At 75.8% G+C, this 26,676-nt stretch carries 28 protein-coding genes; 12 read left to right on the top strand and 16 right to left on the bottom strand.

From position 1 onward, the window contains the following. Window positions 1-14 precede the first annotated feature (14 nt). Entirely contained in the window at window positions 15-710 is a 696-nt protein-coding gene (locus BLS21_RS09010) for a response regulator (RefSeq protein ID WP_091216721.1), read from the bottom strand. Next, window positions 707-2,314 carry a sensor histidine kinase gene (locus BLS21_RS09005; protein ID WP_091216718.1) on the bottom strand — a complete coding sequence of 536 codons (1,608 nt, stop codon included), beginning with the start codon at window positions 2,312-2,314 and terminating at the stop codon, window positions 707-709. Before BLS21_RS09005 ends, BLS21_RS09010 begins: the two co-directional genes overlap by 4 nt. 185 nt (window positions 2,315-2,499) lie before the next feature. On the opposite strand from BLS21_RS09005, the gene BLS21_RS09000 reads away from it, so the two are divergent. The 4 genes from BLS21_RS09000 to BLS21_RS08985 all read left to right on the top strand — a co-directional run bounded on the left by BLS21_RS09000 (window position 2,500) and on the right by BLS21_RS08985 (window position 6,308). After that, the gene (locus tag BLS21_RS09000; protein ID WP_091216716.1) at window positions 2,500-3,507 is read left to right on the top strand and encodes a Bug family tripartite tricarboxylate transporter substrate binding protein; all 1,008 of its coding nucleotides are present in this window, start codon (window positions 2,500-2,502) and stop codon (window positions 3,505-3,507) included. Then, window positions 3,504-4,019, top strand: coding sequence for a tripartite tricarboxylate transporter TctB family protein (locus BLS21_RS08995; RefSeq protein WP_091216712.1), 516 nt, complete (start codon window positions 3,504-3,506; stop codon window positions 4,017-4,019). Before BLS21_RS09000 ends, BLS21_RS08995 begins: the two co-directional genes overlap by 4 nt. Continuing rightward, window positions 4,019-5,632 carry a tripartite tricarboxylate transporter permease gene (locus BLS21_RS08990; protein WP_091216710.1) on the top strand — a complete coding sequence of 538 codons (1,614 nt, stop codon included), beginning with the start codon at window positions 4,019-4,021 and terminating at the stop codon, window positions 5,630-5,632. The genes BLS21_RS08995 and BLS21_RS08990 overlap by 1 nt, the downstream gene beginning before the upstream one ends. A gap of 250 nt (window positions 5,633-5,882) precedes the next feature. Next, entirely contained in the window at window positions 5,883-6,308 is a 426-nt protein-coding gene (locus BLS21_RS08985; protein WP_175479515.1) for a nuclear transport factor 2 family protein, read from the top strand. Between the two features lie 4 nt (window positions 6,309-6,312). Here BLS21_RS08985 and eutC read toward each other — a convergent pair whose 3' ends face one another. The 5 genes from eutC to BLS21_RS08960 all read right to left on the bottom strand — a co-directional run bounded on the left by eutC (window position 6,313) and on the right by BLS21_RS08960 (window position 11,770). Then, window positions 6,313-7,068 (bottom strand): ethanolamine ammonia-lyase subunit EutC, encoded by a 756-nt coding sequence (gene eutC, locus BLS21_RS08980; RefSeq protein ID WP_091216705.1) that lies wholly within the window; start codon window positions 7,066-7,068, stop codon window positions 6,313-6,315. Between the two features lie 10 nt (window positions 7,069-7,078). Then, window positions 7,079-8,491, bottom strand: a complete 1,413-nt coding sequence (locus BLS21_RS08975) for an ethanolamine ammonia-lyase subunit EutB (protein ID WP_091216702.1) — start codon at window positions 8,489-8,491, stop codon at window positions 7,079-7,081. Continuing rightward, window positions 8,488-9,954 (bottom strand): ethanolamine permease, encoded by a 1,467-nt coding sequence (gene eat, locus BLS21_RS08970; RefSeq protein ID WP_175479514.1) that lies wholly within the window; start codon window positions 9,952-9,954, stop codon window positions 8,488-8,490. The genes BLS21_RS08975 and eat overlap by 4 nt, the downstream gene beginning before the upstream one ends. 401 nt (window positions 9,955-10,355) lie before the next feature. Next, complete coding sequence (locus tag BLS21_RS08965) at window positions 10,356-11,255, bottom strand: SDR family NAD(P)-dependent oxidoreductase (protein WP_091216700.1); 900 nt, start codon at window positions 11,253-11,255, stop codon at window positions 10,356-10,358. A 122-nt stretch (window positions 11,256-11,377) separates the two neighbouring features. After that, the gene (locus BLS21_RS08960) at window positions 11,378-11,770 is read right to left on the bottom strand and encodes a hypothetical protein (protein ID WP_091216697.1); all 393 of its coding nucleotides are present in this window, start codon (window positions 11,768-11,770) and stop codon (window positions 11,378-11,380) included. A 91-nt stretch (window positions 11,771-11,861) separates the two neighbouring features. Here BLS21_RS08960 and BLS21_RS08955 point away from each other — a divergent pair, with 91 nt between their 5' ends. The 4 genes from BLS21_RS08955 to BLS21_RS08940 all read left to right on the top strand — a co-directional run bounded on the left by BLS21_RS08955 (window position 11,862) and on the right by BLS21_RS08940 (window position 13,880). After that, window positions 11,862-12,443, top strand: coding sequence for a hypothetical protein (locus BLS21_RS08955; RefSeq protein WP_091216694.1), 582 nt, complete (start codon window positions 11,862-11,864; stop codon window positions 12,441-12,443). A gap of 40 nt (window positions 12,444-12,483) precedes the next feature. Further along, a complete protein-coding gene (locus tag BLS21_RS08950) occupies window positions 12,484-12,753 on the top strand; it encodes a DUF2277 domain-containing protein (protein ID WP_091216692.1) in 270 nt (89 codons plus the stop codon). Window positions 12,754-12,835: 82 nt separating this feature from the next. Then, entirely contained in the window at window positions 12,836-13,375 is a 540-nt protein-coding gene (locus BLS21_RS08945) for a hypothetical protein (RefSeq protein WP_091216689.1), read from the top strand. Between the two features lie 40 nt (window positions 13,376-13,415). Next, window positions 13,416-13,880 carry a PGPGW domain-containing protein gene (locus tag BLS21_RS08940; RefSeq protein ID WP_175479513.1) on the top strand — a complete coding sequence of 155 codons (465 nt, stop codon included), beginning with the start codon at window positions 13,416-13,418 and terminating at the stop codon, window positions 13,878-13,880. Between the two features lie 55 nt (window positions 13,881-13,935). Here BLS21_RS08940 and BLS21_RS08935 read toward each other — a convergent pair whose 3' ends face one another. Further along, complete coding sequence (locus tag BLS21_RS08935) at window positions 13,936-14,184, bottom strand: hypothetical protein (RefSeq protein ID WP_091217564.1); 249 nt, start codon at window positions 14,182-14,184, stop codon at window positions 13,936-13,938. 113 nt (window positions 14,185-14,297) lie between these two features. On the opposite strand from BLS21_RS08935, the gene BLS21_RS08930 reads away from it, so the two are divergent. Next, a complete protein-coding gene (locus BLS21_RS08930) occupies window positions 14,298-14,807 on the top strand; it encodes a DUF6328 family protein (protein ID WP_245700211.1) in 510 nt (169 codons plus the stop codon). Between the two features lies 1 nt (window position 14,808). Here the strand turns inward: BLS21_RS08930 and BLS21_RS25545 are convergent, their stop codons facing one another. After that, window positions 14,809-15,003, bottom strand: a complete 195-nt coding sequence (locus BLS21_RS25545) for a DUF559 domain-containing protein (protein WP_217636060.1) — start codon at window positions 15,001-15,003, stop codon at window positions 14,809-14,811. A 316-nt stretch (window positions 15,004-15,319) separates the two neighbouring features. On the opposite strand from BLS21_RS25545, the gene BLS21_RS08920 reads away from it, so the two are divergent. Together BLS21_RS08920 and srmL are read left to right on the top strand one after the other, a co-directional pair. Next, the gene (locus BLS21_RS08920) at window positions 15,320-16,774 is read left to right on the top strand and encodes a glycosyltransferase family 39 protein (RefSeq protein WP_245700210.1); all 1,455 of its coding nucleotides are present in this window, start codon (window positions 15,320-15,322) and stop codon (window positions 16,772-16,774) included. A gap of 227 nt (window positions 16,775-17,001) precedes the next feature. Beyond that, the gene (gene srmL / locus BLS21_RS08915) at window positions 17,002-18,144 is read left to right on the top strand and encodes a PheS-related mystery ligase SrmL (RefSeq protein WP_091216684.1); all 1,143 of its coding nucleotides are present in this window, start codon (window positions 17,002-17,004) and stop codon (window positions 18,142-18,144) included. 101 nt (window positions 18,145-18,245) lie between these two features. Here srmL and BLS21_RS08910 read toward each other — a convergent pair whose 3' ends face one another. From BLS21_RS08910 to BLS21_RS08880, 7 genes are all read right to left on the bottom strand, one after another. Continuing rightward, a complete protein-coding gene (locus BLS21_RS08910) occupies window positions 18,246-19,472 on the bottom strand; it encodes an HNH endonuclease signature motif containing protein (RefSeq protein ID WP_091216682.1) in 1,227 nt (408 codons plus the stop codon). 135 nt (window positions 19,473-19,607) lie between these two features. Then, the gene (locus BLS21_RS08905) at window positions 19,608-20,267 is read right to left on the bottom strand and encodes a glycosyltransferase (protein ID WP_091216679.1); all 660 of its coding nucleotides are present in this window, start codon (window positions 20,265-20,267) and stop codon (window positions 19,608-19,610) included. Continuing rightward, window positions 20,264-21,118, bottom strand: a complete 855-nt coding sequence (locus BLS21_RS08900; protein ID WP_091216678.1) for an NAD-dependent epimerase/dehydratase family protein — start codon at window positions 21,116-21,118, stop codon at window positions 20,264-20,266. The genes BLS21_RS08905 and BLS21_RS08900 overlap by 4 nt, the downstream gene beginning before the upstream one ends. Continuing rightward, a complete protein-coding gene (locus BLS21_RS08895; protein WP_245700208.1) occupies window positions 21,115-21,900 on the bottom strand; it encodes an aldolase/citrate lyase family protein in 786 nt (261 codons plus the stop codon). The genes BLS21_RS08900 and BLS21_RS08895 overlap by 4 nt, the downstream gene beginning before the upstream one ends. 38 nt (window positions 21,901-21,938) lie before the next feature. After that, window positions 21,939-22,991 (bottom strand): ABC transporter ATP-binding protein, encoded by a 1,053-nt coding sequence (locus BLS21_RS08890; RefSeq protein WP_091216673.1) that lies wholly within the window; start codon window positions 22,989-22,991, stop codon window positions 21,939-21,941. A 34-nt stretch (window positions 22,992-23,025) separates the two neighbouring features. Beyond that, window positions 23,026-24,528, bottom strand: coding sequence for an ABC transporter permease (locus tag BLS21_RS08885; protein WP_091216670.1), 1,503 nt, complete (start codon window positions 24,526-24,528; stop codon window positions 23,026-23,028). 80 nt (window positions 24,529-24,608) lie between these two features. Beyond that, window positions 24,609-25,631 (bottom strand): iron ABC transporter substrate-binding protein, encoded by a 1,023-nt coding sequence (locus BLS21_RS08880; protein ID WP_091216668.1) that lies wholly within the window; start codon window positions 25,629-25,631, stop codon window positions 24,609-24,611. A 96-nt stretch (window positions 25,632-25,727) separates the two neighbouring features. Between BLS21_RS08880 and BLS21_RS25850 the strand changes: the two genes are divergently transcribed. After that, window positions 25,728-26,612 (top strand): GNAT family N-acetyltransferase, encoded by an 885-nt coding sequence (locus tag BLS21_RS25850; RefSeq protein WP_245700207.1) that lies wholly within the window; start codon window positions 25,728-25,730, stop codon window positions 26,610-26,612. Window positions 26,613-26,676 lie beyond the last annotated feature (64 nt).

Below are 26,676 nucleotides of genomic sequence, written 5' to 3'. Positions count from 1 at the left end.
GTCCCCGCCGCCGCTCACCCGGGACGCTGCGGGGAGCGGAGGGTGAACCGCCGCTCCGGCCGCCCGGCGGTGCCGTAGCGCTGGCGGACGTCGGCCTCCTCCTGCGTGACCAGCTGCTCCAGGTACCGGCGGGCGCTGACCCGGGCCAGCCCCGTGCGCTCGCTGCACTCCGTGGCCGACAACCCGTCCGCGCCCGCCGCGCCGAGCACCTCCCGCACCAGCTGGAGGGTCTCCGGCGCGATGCCCTTGGGGGTGGTGGGCACGGCCCGGCCCCCGCCGCGCGCCCCGGCGAAGACCCGGTCGACGTCGGCCTGCCCCGCCTGGACCAGGGCGGCCAGCTCGGTCCGCACCGCGGCGTACTCCCGCAGCCGGGTCTCGAAGGTGCGCCGGTCGAAGGGCTTCACCAGGTAGTGCAGGACGCCGCCGTGCAGGGCACTGCGGATGCTCTCGGCGTCCCGGGCCGCACTGATGACGACGACGTCGACCGGCGCGCCGTCCGCCCGCAGCCGGCGGAGCACCTCCAGGCCGGTCATGTCCGGCAGGTAGACGTCGAGCAGCACCAGGTCCGGCCGCAGCCGCTGGACCGCGGCGAGCGCGTCGGCCCCGCTGGACGCCGTCCCCACCACCTCGAAGCCGTCGAGGGCCGCCACGAACCCGGCGTGCACCTTGGCGACCATGAAGTCGTCGTCGACGATGAGCGTCCTGATCACGCGTCCACCAGCGACGCGCCGACCGGGATGCGGGCGGTGAACACCGAGCCGTCCGACGAGCTGGCCGTCACCTCACCGCCCCGCCGGGTGCAGACCAGCTGCACCAGGGACAGCCCGATGCCGCGTCCGCCGGGGACCCCGGCCTCATCGGTGGACCGGCCCTCCTTGGTGGACACCCCGCGGCGGAAGACCTCGGCCTCCATGCCCGGGGGGACGCCGGGGCCGGAGTCGCGGACGACGACGTCGACCTCGTCGTCCACCAGGCCCAGGCCCACCTCGACCCAGCGCTCGGCGGCGCCCGAGGCCGCGTCCAGGGCGTTGTCGACCAGGTTGCCGACGACGGTGGCGACGTCCGTGCTGAGTTCCGGGCTCAGCACCGGCAGCGCGGAGTGCGGCGCGACGCGCAGGTCGACACCGAGCTCGGCGGCCTGGCTGGCCTTGGCGATGAGCAGCGCGGCCAGCGCCGGGTCCCGGACGGCGTCGGTGACGGCGGCGCCGAACTCCGAGCGGCTGGAGCTGATCCGGTGCACGAAGCGCACCGCCTCCTCGGCCTCGCCCAGCTCGATCAGGCCGGCGATGGTGTGCAGCCGGTTGTCGAACTCGTGGGCCTGCGCGCGCAGGGTGTCGGTGACGTGCCGGGTGAGCTCCAGCTCGCGGCGCAGCTCGAGCAGCTCGGTGCGGTCGCGCAGCGTGGTCACCGACCCCAGCGGGCGGCCCCGGCTGGTCAGCGGCAGCCGGTTGACCACCAGCACCCGCCCGGCGCTGCCCACGGCCCGGTCCCGCTCGACCCCGGTGGACAGCAGCGCGGCGCGCACCTCCTCGGCGACACCGAGCTCCTCCAGCGTGCGGCCGAGGGCGTTCCCGGGGATGCGCAGCAGCCGGATCGCCTCGTCGTTGACCAGGGTCACCCGGCCGCGCAGGTCCAGCCCGACCACGCCCTCGCGGATGCCGTGCAGCATCGCGTCACGGTGCTCGACCAGCCCGGCGATCTCGGCCGGCTCCAGCCCGAGCGTCTGCCGCTTCACCCGGCGCGCCACCAGCAGCGACCCGCCGATGCCCAGCGCGCTGGCCAGCCCCAGGTAGGTGAGCAGGTTGGGTGCGGCCTCCTCCAGGCTCCCCAGGACCCCGGGGTAGCGCCGCTGCACCGCGACCAGGCCGAGCACGCGGTCCCCGCGCGCGGCGTAGACCGGCGCCATGGCGACCGCGGCGTGACCGCCGGGCAGCTCGACGTCCCCCACCCACGACCGCCCCTCCAGCACCCGGCTGGCGCCGAGGTCGAGCGGCCGGCCGAGCAGCTCGGGGTCGGCGCTGGCGAGGACGGTCCGGTCGACCCCGGCGACGACGACGTCGGCGGACCCGGAGGTGCTGCGGCTCTCCTCCGCGGTGATGCGGACGTACTCGACGCGGCCGAGCTCCACCGCCGTGCGGGTGGCGCTGCTGTTGGCCAGCGTCTCGGCGATCTCCAGCGCGCGGCGGCCCTCCACCTCCTCCGCGCGCTGCATCGACTGGGCGACGGTGACGGCGGCGACGCCGACGAGCACGACGCAGACGATGACCACCTGCAGCGCGAGCAGCTGGCCGGCGAGCGAGAGCCGCCGGTTCACGGGGGACTCCTGACTGGTCGGGGACGCGGCACGCCATCGGACCCGGGCCGGACCCGCCGGCGCAACACGACGCCGTGCACACAACGACCACAACGTCCGATGCGCACGCAAGCGTGACACGCGCCACGCGCGTTGCGACCGTCCCTGCGAGCGGCGGACGTCCGCCGGACACACAGGAGGAACCCATGCGCAACGCTTCCCTGCGGAAGCTCACCGTCGGCACGGTCGCCGCCGGTCTGCTGCTGACCGGGTGCGGCACCACCGCCGAGGGCGGCGCCGCCTCCGGCGGCGGCACCCAGGAGGGACCGGTCAGCGGCCTGCGGGTCATGGTCCCGAACTCCCCCGGCAGCGGTTACGACACCACCGCCCGCGCCTGGGCCCAGGTGGCCGAGGAGGAGGGGCTGGCCGAGACGATCGAGGTGTTCAACCTCGAGGGCGCCGGTGGCACCGTCGGCCTGCAGCGCCTGGTCAACGAGACCGGCAACGCCGACATGCTCATGCAGATGGGCCTGGGCGTGGTGGGCGCGCAGTACAGCAACCAGTCCGAGGCCACCCTCGACCAGACCACGCCGATCGCGCGGCTGATCGAGGAGGCCGAGGCGATCGTCGTCCCGGCGGACTCGCCGTTCCAGTCCATCGACGACCTGGTCGCCGCCTGGAAGGCCGACCCGGGCAACACCCCCGTCGGCGGGGCGTCCAACCCCGGCGGCCCCGACCACCTGACCCCGATGCTGCTGGCGCAGCAGGTCGGCGTGACGCCGACCTCGGTCAACTACGTCGCCTACGACGGCGGCGGCGAGCTGCTCGCCGGCATCCTCGGCGGCGACGTGGCCTTCGCCGCGACCGGTATCGGCGAGGTCACCGAGCCGGCCGCCTCCGGTGACGTCCGCATCCTCGCGGTCACCAGCGAGCAGCCGGTCGAGGGCGTCGACGCGCCCACCCTCACCGAGGAGGGCGTGGACCTGACCTTCACCAACTGGCGCGGCATCGTGGCGGCCCCGGACATCTCCGCCGAGGAGGCCCAGCGGCACGTCGACCTGATCACCCAGGTCCACGACAGCGAGGCCTGGCAGCAGGTGCTCGAGGACCAGGGCTGGACCGACGCCTTCATCACCGGCGACGAGTTCGGCTCCTTCCTCGACGAGGAGAGCCGGCGGGTCCAGGGCGTGCTGAGCGAGCTGGGCCTGACGTGAGCACTGCCTCCTCGGGAGGCACGACCCGGGAGCAGGGCCGCTCCGAGTTCGGTGTGGCCCTGTTCCTGGGGGCGCTCGGCGTCCTCGTCGTCGTCTCCGCGCTGCTGCTGCCGGAGAGCCGGATCGCCCGCGGTCCGGTCGGCCCGGCCGCCGTCCCCCTGGTCGTGGGCGGCCTGCTGGTCGTCACCTCCGCGTTCCTGGCCGTCGACGTCTGGCGCGGCGGCCGCGGTGAGCCCGAGGGCGGCGAGGACATCGAGCTCACCGGGCGCAGCGACTGGCGCACCGTCGCGATGCTCGCGGCGGCGTTCCTCGCCAACGCCGTCCTGATCGAGCCGCTCGGCTGGGTGTTCTCCGGCGCCATCCTGTTCTGGGGCAGCGCCTTCGCGCTGGGCAGCCGGCACTACGTGCGCGACGCCGTGATCGCCGTCGCGCTGTCCATCGGCAGCTTCTACCTGTTCGCCCTGGGGCTCGGCATCGTCCTGCCCCCGGGCATCCTGAGGGGGATCCTCTGATGGACGCCTTCGTCGAACTGGGGAGCGGTTTCGCCACCGCCCTGACGCCGACCAACCTCGCCTTCGCCCTGCTCGGCGTGCTGCTGGGCACCGCCATCGGCGTCCTGCCGGGCATCGGGCCGGCGATGACCGTCGCGCTGCTGCTGCCGCTGACCCGGGGACTGGACGTCACCACCGCGCTGATCATGTTCGCCGGCATCTACTACGGCGGCATGTACGGCGGGTCGACGACGTCGATCCTGCTCAACACCCCCGGCGAGAGCGCCTCGGTGGTCACCGCGATCGAGGGCAACAAGATGGCTCGCGCCGGCCGCGCCGCGCAGGCCCTGGCGACCGCGGCGATCGGCTCGTTCGTGGCCGGCACGATCGCGACGCTGCTGCTCGCCCTCCTCGCGCCGACGGTCGCCGGCCTCGCCGTGCAGATCTCGCCCGCGGACATGTTCGCCGTGATGCTCCTGGCGTTCATCGCGGTGACGTCGGTGCTGGGTAGTTCTCGCGTGCGCGGCATGGCCTCCCTCGGCCTGGGCCTGACCATCGGTCTCATCGGCATCGACGCCACCTCCGGCCAGCAGCGGCTCACCTTCGGCATCGCCGAGCTCGCCGAGGGGATCGACGTCGTCGTCGTGGCGGTCGGCCTCTTCGCCGTCGGCGAGGCGCTGTGGACGGCGGCCCACCTGCGCCGCCGCCCGATCGAGGTCATCCCGGTCGGCAACCCGCGGATGAACCGGTCGGACTGGCGCCGGTCGTGGAAGCCGTGGCTGCGCGGCACCGCCATCGGGTTCCCGTTCGGCGCCGTCCCCGCGGGTGGCGCCGAGGTGCCGACGTTCCTCTCCTACGTCACCGAGAAGCGGCTGTCCAAGCACCCGGAGGAGTTCGGCAAGGGCGCCATCGAGGGCGTGGCCGGCCCGGAGGCGACGAACAACGCCTCGGCCGCCGGCGGCCTGGTCCCGCTGCTCACGCTCGGCATCCCGACCACCGCGACCGCGGCGGTCATGCTCGCCGCGATCGAGAGCTACGGCATCCAGCCGGGGCCCCGGCTGTTCGACACCGAGCCGGCACTGGTGTGGGGCCTGATCGCCAGCCTGTTCATCGGCAACGCGGCGCTGCTGCTGTTGAACCTGCCGCTGGCACCGCTCTGGGCCCGGCTGCTGCGGATCCCGCGCACGTACCTGTACGCGGGGATCCTGTTCTTCGCCAGCCTCGGGGCCTACGCGGCCAACGCGAACGTGTTCGACCTGTTCATGCTGCTGGTCATCGGCGCCCTGGGCTTCATGATGCGGCGCTACGGCCTGCCGCTGCTGCCAGCGATCATCGGGGTCATCCTCGGCCCCTTCGCCGAGGAGCAGCTCCGGACGGCGCTGCAGATCAGCAACGGCGAGCTCAGCGGGCTCGTCGACCCGGTCGCGGTCGTCGTGTACGTGATCGTGGCGCTCATCCTGCTGTTCCCCCTCGTCCGCCGGCTGCTGCCGAAGAAGGCGCACGTGCCGGTGCTCGACGAGGCGGTGCACGAGATCGAGGAGGCGCACCACCACCACGGGACGACCGAGGCGATCTCGGTCGAGACCCGGGCCCAGAAGGGCTTCGAGAGGCCCAACGACTCCGACGGCTACTGACGGGGACCGCAGAGGGGGAGGGAGGCCGTCGGCCTCCCTCCCCCTCTGCCGTCCATGCTGACCGGAGCCCACTCGCACCGGGACGGAGGGCGACCGCCACACCCGGTCACGACCGCTCCCCTTCCCCGCGCCCACGGCGGGGCCGACACTGCTCGCGCCCGCCGGTGTCGCCGGGTGTCGTTCTGGGTCGTCCGCCCGGCGACGCCGACGCGGTGCCCCGCCCATGCGGCCCTCCCGCGAGGAGGCAGACATGACGACGCAGACCGGCGCGGCGCCCTCCGCCTCGGCACACCCCAACGCGCAGCGGATCCGGGACGCCTACGACGGCTTCCTCCGGGGCGACCTCGGTCCTCTCGACGACCTCCTCGCCGAGGACGTCGAGTGGCACGAGACCGGCCGCACCCAGCTCACCGGGGTGTACCGCGGCCGCGACGCGGTCCGCGAGATGCTCGGACGGCTGGGACAGCTGACCGAGGGCAGCCTCCGGCTCGACCTCCGCACGGTCCTCGCCGACGACACCGACGGCGTGGCCGTCATGCGGACCAGCGCTCGCCGCGGGGGCCGCTCCTTCGAGGACGTGCTGGAGGTGCACGTCTACCGGTTCAGGGACGGCCGGGTCACCGAGTGGCGCCAGGCGTTCGACGACCAGTACGCGGTCGACGCCGTCCTCGGGTGAGCCGTCAGCCGGCGCCGGCGGGCAGCGCCGGACCCTCGTCCTTGAGCACCACGCCCGAGGCGCCGAGCTCGCGGGCCGCGCCGAGCAGCGCGGCCACGGTGTCGGCGGCCTGCGCGTAGGACAGCCCGTGCGGCGGGCGGACGTTGGAGACGCAGTTGCGCTCGGAGTCGATCCGCCCCGGCCGCGGGCCCCAGGTCAGGTAGACGCCGAGCGAGTCCGCCGACGACAGCCCCGGCCGCTCGCCGATGAGCACGACCACGGCCCGGGCCCCCAGCGCCTCCCCCACCGCGTCGCCGAGCGCCACCCGCGCCTGGTGCGCCAGCACCAGCGGGGCGACCGACCAGCCGGGCAGCCGCTCCAGCAGCGCCGTCACCAGGCCCGCGGCGTGCTCGTGCACCGCCCGCGGGGAGAGCCCGTCGCCGATGACCACTGCCAGGTCGGCGCCGGTGCGCGGCAGCTCGGTGCCGGCCGCGAGCTGCCGGCCGAGGTCGGGCCGCTGCAGGTAGGTGGCCCGGTCGGGCGCCGCCGAGCGCACCTCGAGCAACTCGACGTCCGGTAGCTGCGCCCGGACCAGGGACGGGTCCAGCGGCTGGTGCACCGCGTCCCGGGCCGCGGCGTGCGCGGCGCGGAACTCCAGCTCCCGCGCGGTGGGCAGCGCGTCGCCGGCCCGGCCGAGCGCGACCCGCGCGCGGGTGGCCGCGCGGAGCACCGCCCACGGGTCGTCGCTCGCCGGCAGCGGCCGGTCCAGTGCGTCGGTCATGCTCCGCTCCTCACGACGACGCCGCCGCGAGGAGGGCCCGCGCGGCGGGCGCGTCCGCGGTCAGCTCGCGCACCCGGCCGGCGTCGTCGAGCAGGTCCATGCGGGCCAGCCACGCCTCGAACTCCGGCGCCGGCCGCAGCCCGAGCACCGAGCGGGCGGTCAGCACGTCGGAGAAGGCCAGCGACTGGTAGTGCAGCATCACGTCGTCCATCCCGGGCACGGCGATGAGGAACGTGCAGCCGGCTGCCCCGAGCAGCAGCATCAGCGAGTCCATGTCGTCCTCGTCGACCTCGGCGTGGTTCGTGTAGCAGACGTCCACGCCCATCGGCAGGCCGAGCAGCTTGCCGCAGAAGTGGTCCTCCAGCCCGGCGCGCAGCACCTGCTTGCCGTCGTAGAGGTACTCCGGGCCGATGAAGCCGACGACGGTGTTGACGATCAGCGGGTCGAAGTGCCGGGCGACGGCGTAGGCGCGGGCCTCCAGGGTCTGCTGGTCGACCGGCCGGCCGCCGATGCCGTGGTGCGCATCGGCCGACAGCGCCGAGCCCTGCCCCGTCTCGAAGTAGGTGACGTTCGAGCCGACCGTGCCGCGGCCCAGCGCCAGCGCCCCGGCGCGGGCTTCGGCGAGCAGGTCGAGGGTGACGCCGAAGCCGCGGTTGGCCGGCTGGGTGCCGGCGACGGACTGGAACACCAGGTCGACCGGCGCGCCCTGCTCGAGCGCCCGCAGCGTGGTGGTCACGTGCGCGAGCACGCAGGACTGGGTCGGGATGCCGTACCGGGTGATCACCTCGTCGACCAGCTCGAGGAGCGCGACCGTGCGGGCCGGGGAATCGGTGGCCGGGTTGATGCCGATGACGGCGTCCCCGCAGCCCTGCAGCAGCCCGTCGACGATGGACGCCGTCACGCCCAGCGGGTCGTCGGTCGGGTGGTTGGGCTGCAGCCGGGAGGCCAGCCGGCCGGGCAGGCCCAGGGTGCTGCGCAGCCCGGTGACCACCCGGGTGCGCCGGCCCACGGCGACCAGGTCGGCGTTGCGCATCAGCTTCGAGGTGGCCGCGACCATCTCCGGGGTCAGCCCGGGGGCCAGCTCGCTGATCGACGCCTCGTCCCCTGCAGCGGCCCAGGCCAGCAGCCGGTCGCGGAACTCCCCCACGGTGAGCGACGCGACCGGCGCGAAGGCGACCGGGTCGTGGGTGTCGAGGACCAGCCGGGTGACGTCGTCCTCGTCGTAGCCGACCACCTGCTCGTCGAGGAAGGTGGCCAGTGGCAGGTCGGCGAGCACCGTCTGCGCGGCGACCCGCTCGGCGGCCGACTCCGCGGCGCAGCCGGCGAGGACGTCGCCGGAGCGGGCCGGTGTCGCCTTCGCCATCAGCTCCACCAGCGTCGGGAACTCGTACGTGTGCCCGCCGACCGTGCCCCGCCGTGTCATCGCACGTCCTCCTCCGCGTCGGCCAGCAGCTCGAACTCCTCCTCGGGCGCGGAGGCCACCAGGTGGTGCCGGCTGTAGAGGGCGAAGTACGCGAGGAACGCCCCGTAGGCGGCGAGGGTCCACAGCGCGGCGGTGACGTCGACGAGGAAGGTGGCCACGACCGCGGCGGCGGCGAGCACCAGCGCCACCCCGGTGGTCGCCGTCCCACCCGGGGTCCGGTAGGGGCGCGGCAGGTCCGGCTCACGGCGGCGCAGCACGATGTGGCTGACCATCATCAGCACGTAGGACACCGTCGCGCCGAAGACGGCCATGTTGAGCAGCATCGCGCCCTGGCCGGTCAGCGACAGCACGAAGCCGATGGCCCCGGGCACCAGCAGGGCCAGCATCGGCGCCTTGCGCGCGTTGGTCACCGACAGCGCCCGCGGCAGGTAGCCGGCGCGGGAGAGCGCGAAGGTCTGCCGCGAGTAGGCGTAGATGATCGAGAAGAAGCTGGCCACCAGCCCGAACAGGCCGGCGTAGTTCACCACCCGGGTCAGGCCCTCGGGCGCGCCGGCACCGGCCAGCGCGTCGACCGGCGGGTTGCCCGAGCCCGCGATCGCCGCCGACCCGGCCGCGCCCGGGGTGAACACCAGCATGAGGACCGCGAGGACGACGAGGACCGCCATCGCCGCGACGATCCCCCGCGGCATGGACCGCGCCGGGTCGCGGGCCTCCTCGGCGGCCAGCGGCACGCTCTCCACGGCGAGGAAGAACCAGATGGCGAACGGGAAGGCCGCCCAGATGCCGATCAGCCCGTACGGCAGGAACGCCGAGGCGCCGGCGGCGTCGGTGGGCGCGATGTCGAGCAGGAGCGCACCGTCGAACCGCGGGATCGCGCCGGCCAGGAACACCACCAGCCCGGCCAGCGCGACGACGGTGACGGCGAACATCGCCTTGAGCGCCTCGCCGACGCCCAGGAGGTGGATGCCGACGAACAGCGCGTAGACGGCGAGGTAGACCCACCAGCCGTCGGTGACGCCGAACAGCCCGAGGGACTCGACGTAGGCGCCGATGAAGGTGGCGATGGCGGCCGGCGCGATCGCGTACTCAATGAGCACGGCGACGCCGGTGGCGTACCCGCCCCACGGGCCCAGGGCGCGGCGGGCGAAGGTGTAGCCGCCACCGGCGGTCGGCAGCGCGGAGCCGAGCTCGGCCAGCCCGAACACCATCGCGGTGTACATGACCGCCATGAGGACGACGGCGATCAGCAGCCCGCCGAAGCCGCCCTCGGCCAGGCCGAAGTTCCAGCCGGCGTAGTCGCCGGAGATGACCGCCGAGACGCCCAGCCCGGCCAGCAGCAGCCAGCCCGCCGTCCCGGTGCGCAGCCGGCGCCTCTCGAGGTAGCCGGCCTCGACCCGCTCGGCCTCGACGCCCGCGTGCGCGGACCTCGGCGGGGTGCGGCGGGCAGTGGGATCCGCGGTCACGGGCGCCTCCGGGTGTGGGCCCGCCGGCGGCGGGCAGGGCCAGCGTGGTCCGGCATCCGGCACAGGTCAACGGCCTGCGCCGGGCGCAGCACGCTGTTCACGGCGCCGTCCTGGGTGCTGCCGCCTCCGCCCGCGCGCGGGAAGATCCCGCCCGGACACCGCCGGACCGGGTGCGACCCGGGGGGCACCGGTGACGCCGGGACGGGACACGCGGTCGGACGACGGCGAGCTGCTCCCCCCCTGCTCGCGGCGGGCGGTGACCTGAGGCCCTTCCCGGGCGACCTTGGTCGAGGGGCGCAGCCGGGGTGCGCTGGACCCCTACGCCACCGAGCCGCGGGTGTTCGGCGCCGACGACGAGGCGACCGCGTACCGCTGGGCGGGGCGGGCCACCGCGCAACGCCTCAGAGGCCGTGCCAGCGGCCGTCCTTGGCGTTGCGCTCCTGCCGCGGGGCGAACACGTTGCCCTCGGTGGGCGGAGCGCCGTCCCCGGCCAGGGCGAACACCCGGAACAGCGGCCCGACCAGCGCGTCGTAGACCGCCGGCAGCAGCCGGAACCCGGCGATGACGACCGGGTTGGCGAACCCGGACTGCACCAGCCGCCGCGGCCGGTCCAGCCGGGCCACCACCGCGCGCGCCACCCGCTCCGGCGAGTACACCGGGGGCGGCGGCCGCCCGGTGCTGCCGGCCCACGTCGCGCCCTGGTAGTAGATCGGGGTGTTCACCCCGCCGGGGGCGACGGCGGAGACGTGCACGCCGGGAGCGTCCCGGGTCTCCTGCTGCAGCGTGCGGACCAGGCCCAGCTGCCCCCACTTGGCGGCCGCGTAGGTGCCCATGAGCGGCGCGGTCACCGAGGCCAGCAGCGAGCTGACGACGACGAGGTGGCCGGCACCCTGACGGCGGAACACCGGCAGCGCGCTGCGGGCGACGTTCGCGGTGCCGTGCAGGGAGGTGTCCACGACGGCCTCGAAGGCCGCGCGGGGCACGTCCTCGATCCGGCCGTAGGCCATGGTCTGCGCGGAGTGGACGACGGCGTCCAGGCGCTCCAGCCGCTCGACGGCGGTCTCGACCGCCCGCTGCACGGCGTCCGCGTCGGTGACGTCGGCCGGGCAGACCAGGACGTCGGCCGCGCCCTTCGCGCGGGCCTCGGCCGCGGTCTCCTCCAGCGCCTCGCGGCCCCGGGCGACGAGCACCAGCCGGGCGCCCCGGGCGGCGAGGGTGTGCACGGTGGCCCGGCCGATCCCGCTCGAGGCGCCGGTGACGAGGGCGGTCAGGGGGCGGGACGGCGCGGCGGGCGGCGGCATGCGGCTCCTCGGGCTCAGGAGGGGGGCGGACGCGCGGACGGGTCTCCTGCGCGTCGGTGGAGTGGCTCTACCCGCCGCCCCTCCGGGTCATGCGGGGGAGTCCCCCGCCGGCCCGGCCCGGGTCACGCGGGCAGGAGGTCGAGCAGCCAGCCGGGGCCGGTGACCGGTACGCCGTCGGGCAGCCGGGCGCGCAGGCCGCGGTCGGCGGTGACCACCAGCTGCTCCCGTGCCTCCGCGGCCAGCCGGGCGGCGCACCCGACCAGGGCGTCGTCGCCGCTGCCCCCGGCCCGCACCAGGGTCACGCCGTCCGGGGCGTCGACGCCCCTCGCGGCGCCCTCGACGACGGCGACCACCTCGTCGCAGACGACCGTTCCCCCGCCGGGCGCGGGCAGCTCACGGCCGGCCAGCGGAGCGAGCCGCCGCAGCAGCCGGGAGGTCGCGCCGGCGCGGTCGCGCCACCAGCCGTCGGGCCGGGAGCCGACCACGTTGGCGGTGTCCACCAGCAGCACGGCCACCGATCCCGCCCCTCTCCGGCGTGTCGTTTCCCCTGGCGCGCACCGGGCACCCCGCGGGCACGGCCGGCTCCGATCTTCCCCAGGAGGCCCCATGGCGCGCACCGACCACCCCCTGCCGGGAGCCGACGGGACGGCCCGGGAGGCCGCCTCCCGGGAGGCCGTGGCCGTCCAGCAGGCGGAGTTCGGCGGCACCCAGTGGGGAGCGGCCTTCTTCGGCTGGCTGTCGGCGACCGGCCTGGCGGTGCCGCTGCTCGCGCTGGTGTCGGCGGCCGATGTCGCGCTGGGCCTGACCGAGGGGGCCTCGGCCGCGGCGATCGGGCTGCGCGGCGCGGTCGCGCTGCTCGTCGTCCTGTTCCTCTCGTACCTGGCCGGCGGGTACGTGGCCGGGCGGATGTCCCGCTTCAGCGGCGCCCGGCAGGGCCTGGCCGTGTGGCTGGTCGGCCTGGTCGTCGTCCTGCTGTGCTCCGGCGCCGCGGCCCTGATGGGCAGCGAGTTCAACGTGCTGGCCCGGCTGGAGCTGCCGCGCATCCCGGTCGGCGAGGGCACCGCCACCACCGAGGGCCTGGTCACGCTCGCCGCTGCCCTCGCGGCCACGCTGGTCGGGGCGCTGCTCGGCGGCGCCCTGGGCACCCACTACCACCGGAAGGTCGACCGGGCCGGCTTCGCCGGCTGAGGTTCCCCGGGCGTCAGCGGGCGCTCCTACGCTCCCGCACATGTGCCGCAACATCCGGCCCCTGGCCAACTTCGAGCCACCCGTCACCGACGACGAGGTGCACGCCGCCGCGCTGCAGTACGTGCGCAAGATCAGCGGGACGACGAAGCCCTCGCAGGCCAACGCGGAGGTCTTCGACCGCGCCGTCGCGGAGGTCGCCGAGGCCTCCGCCCGGCTGCTGGCCGCGCTGGTCACCACCGCGCCGCCCAAGGACCGCGAGGAGGAGGCGGCCAAGGCGCGCCGGCGGGCGGCGCTGCGCTACGGCACCTGAGAACGATCACGCGCCATCGAGTGTGGATCTCCGAGACGGGGTAGAGCGACTCCACCCACAGACTTCCAGGAGGAGCTCAGCAATGGCGCGTAACACCCTGTCCCGCTCGCTGCACGACCTCGGACTCTCCGCCTGGTTCGGCGGCACGCTGGCCAACGCCGTCGCGCTCAACGCCGCGGCCGGTGAGGCCGGTAGCGCCTCGGACACCGGCCGGGTGGCCAACGCCGGCTGGGACCGGTGGACGCCGGTGAACGCCGCGGCGATCGGTGCCCACCTGATCGGCAGCGTCGGCCAGCTGCGGGCCAACCGGCAGCGCGTGGCCAACCAGGAGGGCGTGGGCGGGATGAGCGCACTCAAGACGGCGTTGACCGCAGCCGCCCTGGGCGTCACCGCCTACAGCCGCGCACTGGGCAGGGTCGTCTCCGACGCCGGGGCCACGCCGTCCCGCTCGGGCACCAAGCCCAGCAAGCGGGCCAGGGCCGAGGTCGCCGCCGCGCAGGCGAAGCTCGACCAGCTGCAGTGGGTGATCCCCGCCCTGACCGGCGCCCTCGTGGTGATCAGCTCCTACGCCGGTGAGCAGCAGCGGCCCAGCGAGGTCGCGCGCGGGATCGCTCCGCGCTGACCGTCCGCCCCCACACCTCCGAGCCCGACCAGGAGTCCCGGTGACCCGCACCCTCGACGCCCACGACCGGACGCACGCCGGCGGCGGGGCCACCCGTTGCCCGGACTGCACCGACGGGCTGGGCCAGCCGCGGCCGGTGGAGCCCGGCTCGTGGCGGGACCGCGTCCGGAGCAAGCCCGGACTGGCCACCGCCTACCGGGTCGGGGTGTTCTTCGCCGGGCTGCTGTTCGTCCTGCTCGGCCTGGCACTGACCGTCCTGCCCGGGCCGCTCACCATCCCGCCGGTCCTCATCGGTCTGTGGGTGTGGTCGACGGAGTTCGAGTGGGCGCGGCGGTTCTTCGTGGCGTTCCGGCGCAAGGCCCGTGACACCTGGTCGCACGCCAAGCAGCACCCGGTGAGCTCGGCGGCGGTGACCATCGGCGGCCTGGTCGCGGCCGGTGTCGCCTTCTGGGCGGTGGGCCACTACCACCTGGTGGACCGCGCCGTGGCAGCCGTCACGGGCTGACCGCGCACGGAGGAGGCCCGGTGGACCGGATCGGTCCACCGGGCCTCGTCGTGTCTCAGCTCCGTCCGACCTCGCCGGGGTCGGGGGTGCGGAACGGCGGGTCGTCGTCCGGACCGTCCTCTGCCGTCCCGTGCGCGTCGGCGTCCCGCGGGCCGACGTCCTCGGTGCCGGCCTCCTCGGGCCGGTCGGGCTCCTCGCCGCCGATGCCGAAGCCGTCGGCGGTCGGCGGAGCGCCCGAACCGGGGTCGGCCGCGGGGATGCCGTCGTCCCCTCGGCCGAGGTCGGGCTCCATGGGCGTCCACATCGACACGTCGTCCTCCCGGGGTACTCGGCGAACGAACTGCAGGTACCCGGCCCTGCCGCGTGGCACCATCCCGAGCCCAGGCGGATGGACGGGTGGTGAGCACGGTGACGGACGTGCGACCGGCTCAGCGGCGCGACGACTCGCAGGGTGAGCCCGGGGAGAGCCGCAAGGAGCGGATCGACCGCGAGCTGATGGAGCTGCTCAACGAGCTGCGGGTGGCGCTGCCGGGAGTGCAGTTCCTCTTCGCCTTCCTGCTGATCGTGCCCTTCCAGCAGCAGGGCACCCCGTTCACCGACTTCCAGCGGGACGTCTACTTCGTGACCCTGCTGGCCGCCGCGGTGGCGACCGGGTTGCTCATCGCGCCGGCAGCACAGCACCGGGTGCTGTTCCGCCAGCACGACAAGGAGGCGCTGCTGCGGCGCAGCAACCGGTCGGCGTTCCTCGGGCTGACCGTGCTGGCCGTCGCGATCGTCGGCGCGGTGTTGCTGGTGACCGACGCGGTCTTCGACCTGACGCTGGCGTGGATCACCGCGGTGGCCATCGCAGTGTTCCTCGTCTGGTGGTGGATCGCCGTCCCCCTCTGGAAGAGGGCTCACAACCGGCAGGACGAGCCGCTCGCCTGACTCACTCCTCGTCCGACCGGTGGCCGAGCGCCCGGCAGATGGCGTCGGCGACCCCGTCGGGGTCCTCGTGCTCCCAGAAGCGGAGCACCCGCCAGCCCTCGGCGCGCAGCACCGCGTCGGCCCGCCGGTCACGGGCGACGTTGCCGGCCAGCTTGGCGGCCCACCACTCCCCGTTCGCCCGCGGCGGGGCGGCCACCGTGCGAGGTCCGCCACCGGCCCCGTCCAGGGCACCGCCCCGAGCTTGCGAGGGGTGGGGAGGACGGGGTCCTTTCATCGGTAGCGGACCCCGCGGGCGTGCAGGCGGCGACGGACGGCGAGCTCGTGCGCGGTGTCGCGGCGCGGTTGCCGTCGGAACCGCCGGGCGACCGTCTCCGACGACGGCGGCGGGCTCGGCCCGGGACCTGCTGCCACCTCTCCCCTCCCCTGCGCTCCCGTCCCTGCGTCGGGCCGGACGCTACGGCGCGCCGACGACAGGTCCGGCCGCCGAGGAAGGGTCGCCTAACCTGCTGGGCGTGAGCACGACGGCGGACCGGGTGTCCGCACCGCCGCAGTCGGTCCGCGTGCCGTCGCCGCCGGCCGGCTGGTCGGTGCTCGAGCTGCTGCCACCGCTGGCCGTCGTCCTGCTGGGCACGGTGCTGCTGCTGCCGGGGCACGGTCTGTGGTTCGACGAGCTGTTCACCGCCGAGGTGGGGCGCCGGCCGTACGCCGAGATCCTCGCGGCGATCGTCGAGGGGCGCGGGACGACGAGCTACCTGGCCGACGTCCCGCCGTCGTACAACGCGCCCTGGTACTTCGTGGTGCACACGTGGGTGCTGTTGCCGGGGATCGGCGGCGACACGTCGCTGCGGGTGCTGTCGCTGCTGGCGACCGCCGGCGCGCTGGCCCTCGTCACGCGGGCGGTGACCCGGCTGACCTCGCGTGCGACCGGGGTGCTGGCCGGGGTCGTGCTGGCGTCGAGCCCGCTGCTGCTCGAGCAGGCGGTGGAGGCCCGCCCGTACGGGCTGGCGGTGCTGGCGACCGGCGGGGCGCTGCTGGGGCTGGTGCGCTGGCTGCAGGGGGCGGCGCGGGGGCTGCTGCTGTTCGGGCTGGCCGGCGCGGGGATGGGGCTGGCGCACTGGTACGCGGTCACGGTGCTCGCGGCCTTCGTCGTCGCGGCGCTGCTGCTGCGCGGGCGGCGGGCGTGGCCGGTGGTGCTCGCCGGTGCCGCTGCGGCGCTGCCCGTCGCCGGGCTGGTCGGGGTGAACCTGCTCAACGGGACCGGTGCGCGCAACGCCGTGCACCTGCGCGACACCGAGGGGACGCTGGCCGACCTCGCCGTCGTGGCCTGGGCCGGCGGGCTGCGGCCGCTGGTGTGCCTGACCGTCGGGCTGGCGGTGCTGGGCGCGCTGCGCGCGCTGCGCGGCGCCGGCGCGCGGGTGGTCGGCACCTGCTGGGTGCTCGTGCCGCTGGGCCTGCTGCTGCTGGCCGAGCAGGTGCGGCCGGTGTACCTGCCGCGCTACCTGCTGGCCGGGTTGCTGGGGCTCGGTGTGCTGGCGGCGGTGGGCGCGCTGACGCTGCCGCGGGCCGCCCGGGCGCCGGTCGCCGGGCTGCTGGTGGCGTGCTCGCTGGTCGCGTCCTCGCCGCTGGCCGAGCGCGAGCCGCGGGAGCGGGCGGACGACGTGGTGGCGCTGCTGGCGGAGCGGCACCGTGCCGGCGAGCCGATCGTCGCCGCGGACCAGCGCTCGGCGACCGGCCTGGACCACTACGTGCGGACGGCGGCGCCGCGGCTGCGGCCCGACGTCGTGCTGCCACCGGACGACGCCCCGGCGACCGCGGACCGGGTCTGGCTGGTCCGCCGGGTGATCCGCGGCGAGGTGGTCTCGACCGACGACGACGACGTCCTGCGGGCCGCGGGGCTGCGGGTGGTCGACGAGTACGCGTTCGACGCCTCGAAGACCGACCTGCTGGTGCAGGTCTGGGGGCGCTGAGCTCGTCCACCTCCGCCGGCGGCCGGCCACCGGTGGCGCCGATATCCGTTGGGCGGGGTCGCTCGCCGGCGCTACCGTCGATCCGTGCCCGAGCGCAGGACCTCCTTTGCCCGCCCCCGGCTGCCGAGCAGCCGTGCGGGCACCGAGGTCTGCCGGTAGCCCGTTGACGGAGCCGTCGGCCGGGGGTGTCCCCCCACCACTCGCCGACGACCCGGAAGGGGCCTTCCGTGACCACCCTGCTGTCTCCACGCGACCTCGAGGTGGCGCTCGAGCTGCGCGACCTGTCCGACCCCGCCGGCGGCCCGCACGCGATGCAGCCGCTGCTCGACGACGTGCTCGCCGCCCTGACCAGTACCTGGTCCTGCAGCCTGGACGTGCAGCGGCGCCGGCCGCTGGTGAGCGTGGAGGACAACTACGACCGCCTGGGCTACGCGGCCGCCGACGTCACCCGGGACGCCCGGTACAGCCGCTACGCCGCCGAGACCGTGATGCTGCGCAGCCACACCACCGCAGGCGTCCCACCCGCACTCCGCGCGCTCGCCCGCACCGCCGCCGTCGAGGCCGATGTCGACGTGCTCCTGGCGCTCCCCGGCGTGTGCTACCGCCGGGACAGCATCGACCGGCTGCACGTGGGCACACCGCACCAGGTGGACCTGTGGCGCATCACCACGACCGGGTCCGCCGGCCGGCGGCTCGACGCCGACGACCTCGAGCAGATGGTCGAGCTGGTCGTCGGCGCCGTGCTGCCGGGGGCACGCTGGCGCACGTCACCTGCCCAGCACCCCTACACCGCGAGCGGCCTGCAGGTCGACGTGTGCACCGCCTCGGGGTGGGTGGAGCTGGCCGAGTGCGGACTGGCCGCCGAGCACGTGCTCGCCGGCGCCGGTCTGGCCCCCGACCGGTACACCGGCCTGGCGCTGGGCATGGGGCTGGACCGGGCGCTCATGGTCCGCAAGGGCATCCCGGACATCCGCGTGCTGCGCTCGACCGAGCCGCGCATCGCGGCACAGCTGCTCGACCTGCGTCCGTGGCGGCCGGTGTCGTCGCAGCCGTCCGTGCGCCGGGACCTGTCCATCGTCGCCGACGCCCCGGTGGACGCCGAGCTGCTCGGGGACGCCGTCCGCACCGCGCTCGGCCCGGCGGTCGAGGACCTCGAGGCGGTGACCGTTGTGTCCAGCACCGGATACGCCGACCTGCCCGATGCCGCTCGCCGGCGACTGGGGCTGCGTCAGGACCAGGTCAACGTGCTGCTGCGGCTGGTGCTGCGTCCCTTGTCGGGGACCTTGACCGACCAGCGCGCCAACGAGCTGCGCGACCAGGTCTACGCGGCCGTCCACCGCGGACCACATGGCGAGTGGGCCACACGCTGAGACGCTCGCTCCTCGCCGGTGCCGACGCGCGGGTAGCCGGCAGCCGGCCGGTGCCCCCGGAGGTGGGCGTCGGTCGGCTGCCGGCTGCGGCGGGTGTGGGGTCAGGCGGCGGTGGCCAGGGGTGGTCCGGTGCGGCCCGGGCCGGTGCGGATCTCGGTGCCGTCGGGGCGCCGGGTGCGCCATCGCCCGTCGGGTCGGCGCTCGACGCGGAAGCCGTGGTGGACCTTGGTGTGGTGCCGCTCGCACAGCAGCGCGGCGTTGGCCAGGTCGGTCGCGCCGCCGTCGATCCAGGCCAGCAGGTGGTGGACGTCGCACCACCAGGTGGGCGCCGCGCAGCCGGCGAACACGCAGCCGCCGTCGCGCACCTCCGCGGCGCGGCGCACGTGGGCGGGGAACAGCCGCACCGTGCGGCCGTGCTCCAGCGGCACCCCGCCGGGGCCCATGACGATGCGGGTCACCTGCCCGTCGCAGGCCAGCCAGCGGGCCCGCGCCGCGGAGATGGCCGCGCCGAAGCCCAGGCCGGCGGCGCCCCGGCCGGTGGCCGGGTCGACCAGGTCCTCGATGCCGACCGTGACGAGGACCTGCGGCTTGTGCCCGCGCAGCGTCGGCAGGCTGCCGGCGGCCAGCTGGTTGTCGCACAGCTGCACCAGCGCGTCGGCCAGCCGCTGCGCTCGTGTGCGCTCATCGGCGGCACAGCGGCCGGCCTGGACGAGGGACTCCAGCGCCGCCTGCAGCCTCTCCCCACCGACGACGTCCAGGTCGAAGCGGCCGGTGATGCTGCCGTCGGCGTGCTTGGTGAGGGCAAGCCGGCGCCCCTCGGTGGGGTCGGGCTCCGGGCCGTCGGCGTCGAGCCGGTCCAGGTAGTGGTGCACCGCCTTGGCCACGTCGGCGCACGGAGCGGTAAGGGCCACGCCGGTGAGCACGGTGTCCACCACGGCCAGCTCCACGCCCTGCCCAGCGGCCAGCGCGAGCGCCTCCGGCTCGGCCACCCGCGCGATGAGCCCGGCCTGCTCACCGGTGACGTGTCCGGCCGCGCACGCCGCGGCCAGGGCGGGCAGGTGCGCCAGCGCGCGACCGGTGCGCACCACCCGGGCGGCCTCCGCGACCGCCAGGTGGCCGTGCCCGCGCAGCCAGGAGCCCATGGTCTTGAGCCCGTCGACCTCCGCGGCACCGGACACCTCACACGCGCGCACCGTGCGGGCGACCTCGGCGGCGAGCCGGTTCTGCGCGGCCAGCAGCGGGCCCAGCCGCTCCAGCAGCGCCGGGCCGAACAGCGGTGCCAGGTCCTCGGCGGCCAAGGCGTCGAGGGAGGCGAACAGCTCGTCCACGACACCTCCCACCGGATCGATCAAGTGTTCGAAGTCTAGCCGGTCGAGGGCGCCGCCGCAGTACGAATCCCCAGGCCAGCCGCCTGTCCACAGGACAATGGGAGAGCTTGACGGACCTCGGAGCACACGGTCGAGCTACCGCCGACGCAGCGCCCACCACAGCGAGCGCACCGACTGCCGCAGCCGCGCCCGCGCCGTCCACGCCGAGCGTCCCTCCGGTCGCACGTCCCGCGCGACCGGCACGCTGGCCACCGGCCGCCGGGCCATCCCCACGGCCAGCACCACGCTGGGGGCGTCCGCAGCCAGCACGGCGGCCCGTACGGCAGGGCCCAGAGCGAGGAAGGCGCCGGCGTCCGGCGGCAGGCCGGTCAGCCGCGCGGCCACCCGGCGGTGCAGCCCGCCGGTCACCCGCCGCGCCCACGACTCGTACGCCCCGCGCCGGCCGGCGAACACCGCCTCGACGTTCCCGTCGGCCAGCCGGTCGAGCAGCAGCGGCACGGCCTCCGGCGGGTCCTGCAGGTCGGCGTCCATGCACACCCACACGTCGGCGTCCGGCTCGTCGGCCAGGCCCTGCCGCAGCGCGGCGTGCTGCCCGCCGTTCACCTCGAGCACGGTCCCCCCGACCCGCGGGCCGGCCAGCCGCAGGGCGACGTCGGCACTGCCGGCAGGACACGCGTCGACCACCAGCCGCAGCCGCCAGTCCCGCCCGGCCAGCGCCGTCCCCAGCCGGTCGACCAGCGCCTCCAGCGTCGCCGCGTTCCGGTACACCGGGACGACGACGGCGACGCGGGTCACGACAGCGCGGCCCAGGTGCGGGCCAGCCCCTCGGCCAGGTCGACGGAGGGCCGCCAGCCCAGCCGGGACGCCGCCAGCGACGGGTCGCTGACCCAGCAGCCGGTGTCCCAGTCGCGGCCCGGGTGCGCGCCGGCCGCGACGGCGATCGGCCGCCCGGTCACCCGCGACGCGAGGGACACCAGCTCCTCGGTCGAGGTCTGCGCACCGGTGCCGATGTTGAGCACCTGCCCCGGCGGCAGGTCGTCGGCGAGGGCGGCCCGCACGCAGGCGTCCACCACGTCGCCGACCCACACCCAGTCCCGCCGGCTCACCCGTGCCGGCAGCGGGACCACCCCGCCCGTGCGCGCGGCCGCCAGCACGACCGGCACCAGCCGGGTCGGGTGGTCGCCGGGCCCGTACACCTGGAACGCGCGCAGCACCGCCGACCGCACCTCGCGCTCGGCCGCGGCGGCCTGCAGCAGCAGCGAGCCGGCCGCCTTGGTGGCGCCGAAGAACCCGCGCGGCTGCAGGGCGGCGTCCTCGGCCAGCGGCACCGGCGCGGCGGCGTACTCGGTCGAGGACCCCAGCCGGACCACCGCCCGGCACCGGTCGGGCAGCGCGTCGACCAGCCACGGGCTGGTGTTGACCGCGACGGTGTCGGCGCGCTCCGAGGGGGTCGCCTTCCGGCGCGCGGCGGCCAGCGAGAAGACGACGTCGGGGTCGGCCGCCCGCACGGCGGCGGCGGCAGCGACCGCATCGGTCAGGTCGACCGACGCCCGCGTCAGCGGGACGACGTCCCACCCGTCGCCTCGCAGCCGGGCGACCAGGTGCCGGCCGACGAAGCCGCCAGCACCGGTGACCAGGGCCCTCACGCCGACTGGACCGCGGGCACCCCGGTCACGGCGGCGACGAAGGCGGCCCGGCGCTCGGCCACCTCGTCCGCGGTGGCCGTCGCCAGGCCGGTGAGGACGGCGAGCAGCCGCGGCACCTCGACGAAGGGGTTGCGCCCGGCCATGTCGGCGGTGAACGAGCGCCGCAGGAACGTGAAGTCCGCGCCCAGCCGGACGAGCTCGGCGGCGAGCAGCCAGGCCGGCACCGGGGCGCCGCCCTCGGGCAGGGTCAGCCCGCCGACGCCGAACGCCCCGGGCACCCCCGCGCGGACGGCGTCCACCGTGCCGTCGACCAGCGGCGTGAACAGCTGCTGCGCACCGCGGTCGATGCGCAGGTCGTTGAGGCCGACGTAGACCCGCGACAGCGGCCGGCGGGCCAGCTCGGCCGCGCGGGCCACGCCGTCCTGCGTCTCGACCAGGATGCCCAGCCCGCAGCGGCCGGCGACCAGGTCGAGGGTCCGGTCGACCTCCTCGGCCGTGCGCACCATCGGCAGCAGCAGCTCGTCGGCGCCGCGTGCGACGGCGTCGTCCACCTCGGCCGGCGTCCACGGCCCGAAGCCGTTGACGCGGCAGAGCACCCGGCCGTCGGTGGCCGCCCGCACCCGGCTCAGGTCGGCGGGGGTGTCGCTGTTGATCTGGGTCCCCTCGCCGAGCTGGCGGCGGTGTTTCCCGCGCCGCTCCCAGTCCACGACGATCCCGGCCGCGCCCGCGGCCACCACGTCGGCGCCCCAGCCGGGGTCCACCGTGAAGAGGAAGAGGTCCACGCAGGTGAGCTTAGGCACACCTAACCCACGGCCGACACTCAGGCCGGTACCCGCGCGTCGTCCCCCGGGAACGGCAGCGCCGCGCCGAGGACGCCGACCGTCACGTCGTCCCCCGCCGCCGGCAGGTCCCAGCCCTCCAGCCGGGCGCTGAACTCGACCCCGGAGGGCAGCTCGAGGCGTACCCGCGCGTCGTGGCCGAAGAAGTCGACGCCGCGCACGCGGGCGCGCGGCCCGGCCCCGGCCGCCGGTCCGAGCCGTAGCTGCTCCGGGCGCAGGAGCACTCGCACCGGGCCGTCGGGGCAGGTCCGGTCGAGGTCGAGCACGCCGAGGGCCGAGTGCGCCCGGCCGCCGCGGACGTCGGCGTCGAGCACCACCGACTCCCCCACGAAGGTGGCGACGTCGAGATCCTGCGGGCTGCGGTAGAGGGTGCGCGGGTCGGCCAGCTGGACCAGCGTCCCGCCGCGCAGCACGGCCACCTGGTCGGCCATCGACAGCGCCTCGGCCTGGTCGTGCGTGACCAGCACCGCGGTCGCGCCGGCCGCGGTCAGCGCGTCGGCGACCGCCTGCCGCGTCTCCTCGCGCAGTGAGGCGTCCAGCGAGGAGAACGGCTCGTCGAGCAGCACCAGGGACGGAGCGGGTGCCAGCGCGCGGGCCAGCGCCACGCGCTGCTGCTGGCCGCCGGAGAGCTGGTGCGGCGAGCGCTCGGCGAGGGCGGCGTCGAGGCCGACGAGCTCCAGCAGCGCCGCCACCCGGCCGGCGTCGCGGCGCTGGCGGCGCGGCAGGCCGAAGGCGACGTTGCCGGCGACCGACAGGTGCGGGAACAGCCCGCCCTCCTGCGGCACGAAGCCGATGTGGCGGCGCCGCGCGGGCACGCTGCGGCCCGCGCCGGCCACCGTGCGGCCGCCGATCTCGACGGTGCCGCGGTCGGGGTCGTCGAAGCCGGCGACCAGCCGCAGCAGCGTCGTCTTGCCGCAGCCGGAGGGTCCCAGCAGCGCGGTGAAGCCGCCCTCGGGCACGTGCAGGTCCACGCCGGTGAGCACGGGCGTCGCGCCGTAGGACTTCGTCACGCCGGTGACGGTCAGGGAGCTCATGGCAGCGGTCCTCGGAGGGTCAGGGGGCGGGGGCTCACGTCGTCAGCCCCCGCCGGGCGTCGCGGGAGAGCAGCACGGTGGCCGGCGCCGACAGCAGCACCATGACCACGGCGTAGGGGGCGGCCGCGCCGTACTCCAGCGCACTGCTGGCCGACCAGAAGGCGCTGGCCAGCGTGGTGGTGCCGATGGGCGCGAGCAGGAGCGTGGCGGTCAGCTCGGTGACCACGGCCAGGAACACCAGCGCCGCGCCGGCGCCGAGGCCGGGGGCCAGCAGCGGCAGCGTGACCCGGCGCAGCCGGTCGGCCGCCGAGGAGCCCAGCGAGGCGGCGACGTCGTCGTAGAGCGGCGGCGCCTGCTCGACGGCGGCGCGCACGGTGACGATCGCGCGGGGCAGGAACAGGATCGCGTAGGCGGCCAGCAGCACCGGCACGGTCTGGTAGGCCCACGGCGTGACCTCGAGGGAGACGGTCACCAGCGCGAGGGCGATGACGATGGCCGGCACCGAGCTGCCCAGGTAGGTGCTGCGCTCCAGCAGCGTGGCCACCCGGCCCCGCGCCCGGACGGCGAGCCAGCCGGTGGGCAGCGCCATCGCGGTGGTGACGACGGCGGCGACCGCGGCCAGCCCGAGCGTCGTCCCCGTGGTCTCCAGCAGCGCGGACCGGTCCAGCGCGGTCGACGAGCCGCGCACCATCCACAGCGCCAGGCTGCCCAGCGGCACGGCCAGTGACAGCGCGACCAGCCCGCCCAGGCCCAGCAGCGCCGGGACGGCGAGGGCCCCGAGCCGGACCGGCCGCCCGGCGCGCGCCACCCCCGCCCCGGTGCGGGCGTAGCCACGCACGCCCCGCAGCCGCAGCTCGGCGAGCAGCAGGCCCAGGCTGAGCAGCAGCAGGACGCCGGCCAGCGCGGTCGCGCCGGGCCCGTTGAAGGTCGCCCGGTACTGGTCGTAGATGGCGGTGGTGAAGGTCGGGTAGCGCAGCATCTGCAGCGCGCCGAACTCGGCCAGCACGTGCAGCGCGACGAGCAGGCTGCCGCCGAGCAGGGCCACCCGCAGCTGCGGCAGCTGCACCCGCCGGAACACAGCAGGGCCGGAGAGACCCAGGCCGCGGGCGGTGTCCTCCAGGGCCGGGTCCAGGCCGCGGAAGGCGGCGACCACCGGCAGGTACACGAAGGGGAAGTAGGACAGGGTCACGACCAGCAGCGCGCCGCCGTAGGTGTCCAGCCCCGGCAGCAGCGAGATCCAGGCGTAGCTGTTGACGAACGCCGGCACGGCCAGCGGCGCGACCAGCAGCACGTGCCAGAGCCGCCGTCCCGGCAGCGCCGAGCGCTCCACCAGCCAGGCCGCGCCCACCCCGAGGACGGCGCACAGCAGCACCGTGCCGACGACCAGCTGCGCGGTGTTGCCCAGCAGCTCGGCGACCCGCGGGCGGAACACCAGCTCCCGCACGCCGGCCCAGCCGACCTCGACCACCTCCGCGACGACGAACGCCAGGGGCACCAGCGCGAGCACCGCGACCGCCACGGCGAGCAGCAGGGTCAACGGGGCGCGCGTGCGCGACCGCCCCGGGACGACCGGCCGGGCCGTCGTCCCGGGCTCGGCGGCCGGCGACGCGGGAGCGCTCAGAGCAGCCCCACGTCCTGCATCAGCTCGGTGACCCGCTGCTGGTCCAGCGACCCGGGGTCGACCTGCGGTGCCTGCAGCTCCTCGAGCGGCGGCAGCACCTCGGCCGAGGGGACGCCGTTGCCGACGGCGTACTCCAGCGCGCTGCTCTCGGCCAGCCGCTGCTGGGCCTCGGGGCCGGTCAGGTAGGCGACCAGCTGCTGGGCCTGCTCGGGCTGGTCGGAGGAGGCCAGGACGCCGGCGCCGGAGACGCTGAGGAAGGCGCCCGGGTCGGAGTTGCGGAAGAAGTGCAGCTCGGCGTCGTCGCTCTTCAGGCCGTTCTCGGCGCGGTCCCGGTAGAAGTAGTAGTGGTACATGACGCCCGCGTCGATCTCGCCCTCGTCGGCGGCCACCATCACCGCGCTGTTGCTGGGGTAGACGTTCGCGTTGCGCTGCAGCCCCTCCAGCCAGGCCCGGGTCGCCTCCTCGCCGCGCAGCGCCAGGACACCGGCCACGATCGCCTGGAAGTCCGCGCCGCCCGCGGCGATGCCGATCCGGCCCTCCCACCGGAGGTCGGCCAGGTCGAGGATCGACGCCGGCAGCTGGTCCTGCGGCAGCTGGGCGGGGTTGTAGACCAGCACGGTCGAGCGGGCGGCGAAGCCGGTCCAGTTGCCCGTCGCGGGCCGGTACTGCGCGCCGACCTGGTCCAGCGTCCCCTGGTCCAGCGGCGCCAGCAGGCCCTCGCGGTCGAGGACGTCGATCGACGGGCTGTTCTCGGTGAGGAAGACGTCGGCCGGGCTGGCCTCGCCCTCCTGCACGATCTGGTTGGCCAGCTCGGCGTCGTTGGCGTCGCGGAACTCCAGCGCGATGCCGGTCTCGTCGGTGAAGCCCTCGAGCATCGTGCGGACCAGGCTCTCGTGCTGGGCGCTGTACACCGTCAGCGTCTCGGCGGCCCCCGCGTCGCCTCCGCCGCAGCCGGCGAGCGCCCCGGCGACGGTGAGGGCGGAGAGGGCGGTCGCGGTGGTCCGCACGAGCCTGGTCACGTAGGAGCTCCAGAAGATAGGCAAGCCAAACCTCAGCAGAAGGTGTACCACGGGCGGCAGCGGGGCGGCCCTGCCCGGTCGGCTACAACTCATCGCATGACCGCTGCACCGCTGCGCATGCGCACGGCCCGCTTCGCCGAGCTGACCGGCACCGAGGTCTACGGCCTGTGCCGGCTGCGGGTCGACGTCTTCGTGGTCGAGCAGCAGTGCCCGTACCCGGAGCTGGACGGCCGGGACGTCGAGCCGGGCACGGTGCACCTGTGGTTCGCCGACGAGGACGGCGGGATCGCGGCCACCATCCGCGTGCTCGACGACGGCGACACCCGCGCGATCGGCCGGGTGGCGACCGCGGCCGCGCACCGCGGCGAGGGCCTGGCGGCGCGGCTGATCGAGGCCGGGATCGCGCTGTGCGGGGGCGCGCCGATCACCCTCGGCGCGCAGGCGCACCTGGAGGGCTGGTACGCCCGGTTCGGCTTCGTGCGCAGCGGCCCGGGCTACGTCGAGGACGGCATCCCGCACGTCCCCATGCGCCGCGAGCCGACGGCCTGGGACCCGCCTGCCTCACCGTGGCGGCCCCGTCCAGAGGCTCGCCGCGAGCCTCTGAGGGCCGCCTTGCAGGGTCCCGCCGCGAGCTTGCGAGTGGCGGGGGGCAAGGGGGTCCTTCCAGAGGAGGACGGGGTCCTTCTGCTGCTGCGGACGGCGGCCGACCGGCTGGAGGCGCTCGCCGCCCGGACCACGTCCGGCGACTGGCGGGTCGGCGGCCTGCTGGCCACCCGGCCCGAGGTGGTCGCGCACTCCCCCGACGGCGGCACCGAGCACGTGGCCGAGGCGCGGGCGGGGACGGGGGCGTGGATCGCGGCGCTCTCCCCCGTCCTGGCCGCGCCGCTGGCCGGCTGGCTGCGGGCCGCCGCGGCGGCGGGCGGTCCGGTCGACCCGTCGGCCGAGGCGTTCGCCCGGGCGCTGCTGGCCCGGCTGCCCTGAAAGAGGACCCCGTCCTCACCGCTCGCGAGCTCGCGGCACGCCTCCGGACGGGGCCGCGGCGGGG

This window comes from Geodermatophilus siccatus (assembly GCF_900103785.1).
GTDB lineage: Bacteria > Actinomycetota > Actinomycetes > Mycobacteriales > Geodermatophilaceae > Geodermatophilus > Geodermatophilus siccatus.
Note: the sequence above shows the minus strand (reverse complement) of the source record. Positions and strands in the feature narration are given on the sequence as shown.

Excerpts from the sequence above, each read along its gene's own strand:
- BLS21_RS08975 (WP_091216702.1), bottom strand. The coding sequence starts at position 8,491 with ATGACACGGCGGGGCACGGTCGGCGGGCACACGTACGAGTTCCCGACG.
- BLS21_RS09000 (WP_091216716.1), top strand. The coding sequence starts at position 2,500 with ATGCGCAACGCTTCCCTGCGGAAGCTCACCGTCGGCACGGTCGCCGCC.
- BLS21_RS08985 (WP_175479515.1), top strand. The coding sequence starts at position 5,883 with ATGACGACGCAGACCGGCGCGGCGCCCTCCGCCTCGGCACACCCCAAC.
- BLS21_RS08950 (WP_091216692.1), top strand. The coding sequence starts at position 12,484 with ATGTGCCGCAACATCCGGCCCCTGGCCAACTTCGAGCCACCCGTCACC.
- BLS21_RS08955 (WP_091216694.1), top strand. The coding sequence starts at position 11,862 with ATGGCGCGCACCGACCACCCCCTGCCGGGAGCCGACGGGACGGCCCGG.
- BLS21_RS08945 (WP_091216689.1), top strand. The coding sequence starts at position 12,836 with ATGGCGCGTAACACCCTGTCCCGCTCGCTGCACGACCTCGGACTCTCC.
- BLS21_RS08965 (WP_091216700.1), bottom strand. The coding sequence starts at position 11,255 with ATGCCGCCGCCCGCCGCGCCGTCCCGCCCCCTGACCGCCCTCGTCACC.
- BLS21_RS25850 (WP_245700207.1), top strand. The coding sequence starts at position 25,728 with ATGACCGCTGCACCGCTGCGCATGCGCACGGCCCGCTTCGCCGAGCTG.
- BLS21_RS08890 (WP_091216673.1), bottom strand. The coding sequence starts at position 22,991 with ATGAGCTCCCTGACCGTCACCGGCGTGACGAAGTCCTACGGCGCGACG.
- eutC (WP_091216705.1), bottom strand. The coding sequence starts at position 7,068 with ATGACCGACGCACTGGACCGGCCGCTGCCGGCGAGCGACGACCCGTGG.
- BLS21_RS08935 (WP_091217564.1), bottom strand. The coding sequence starts at position 14,184 with ATGTGGACGCCCATGGAGCCCGACCTCGGCCGAGGGGACGACGGCATC.
- BLS21_RS08990 (WP_091216710.1), top strand. The coding sequence starts at position 4,019 with ATGGACGCCTTCGTCGAACTGGGGAGCGGTTTCGCCACCGCCCTGACG.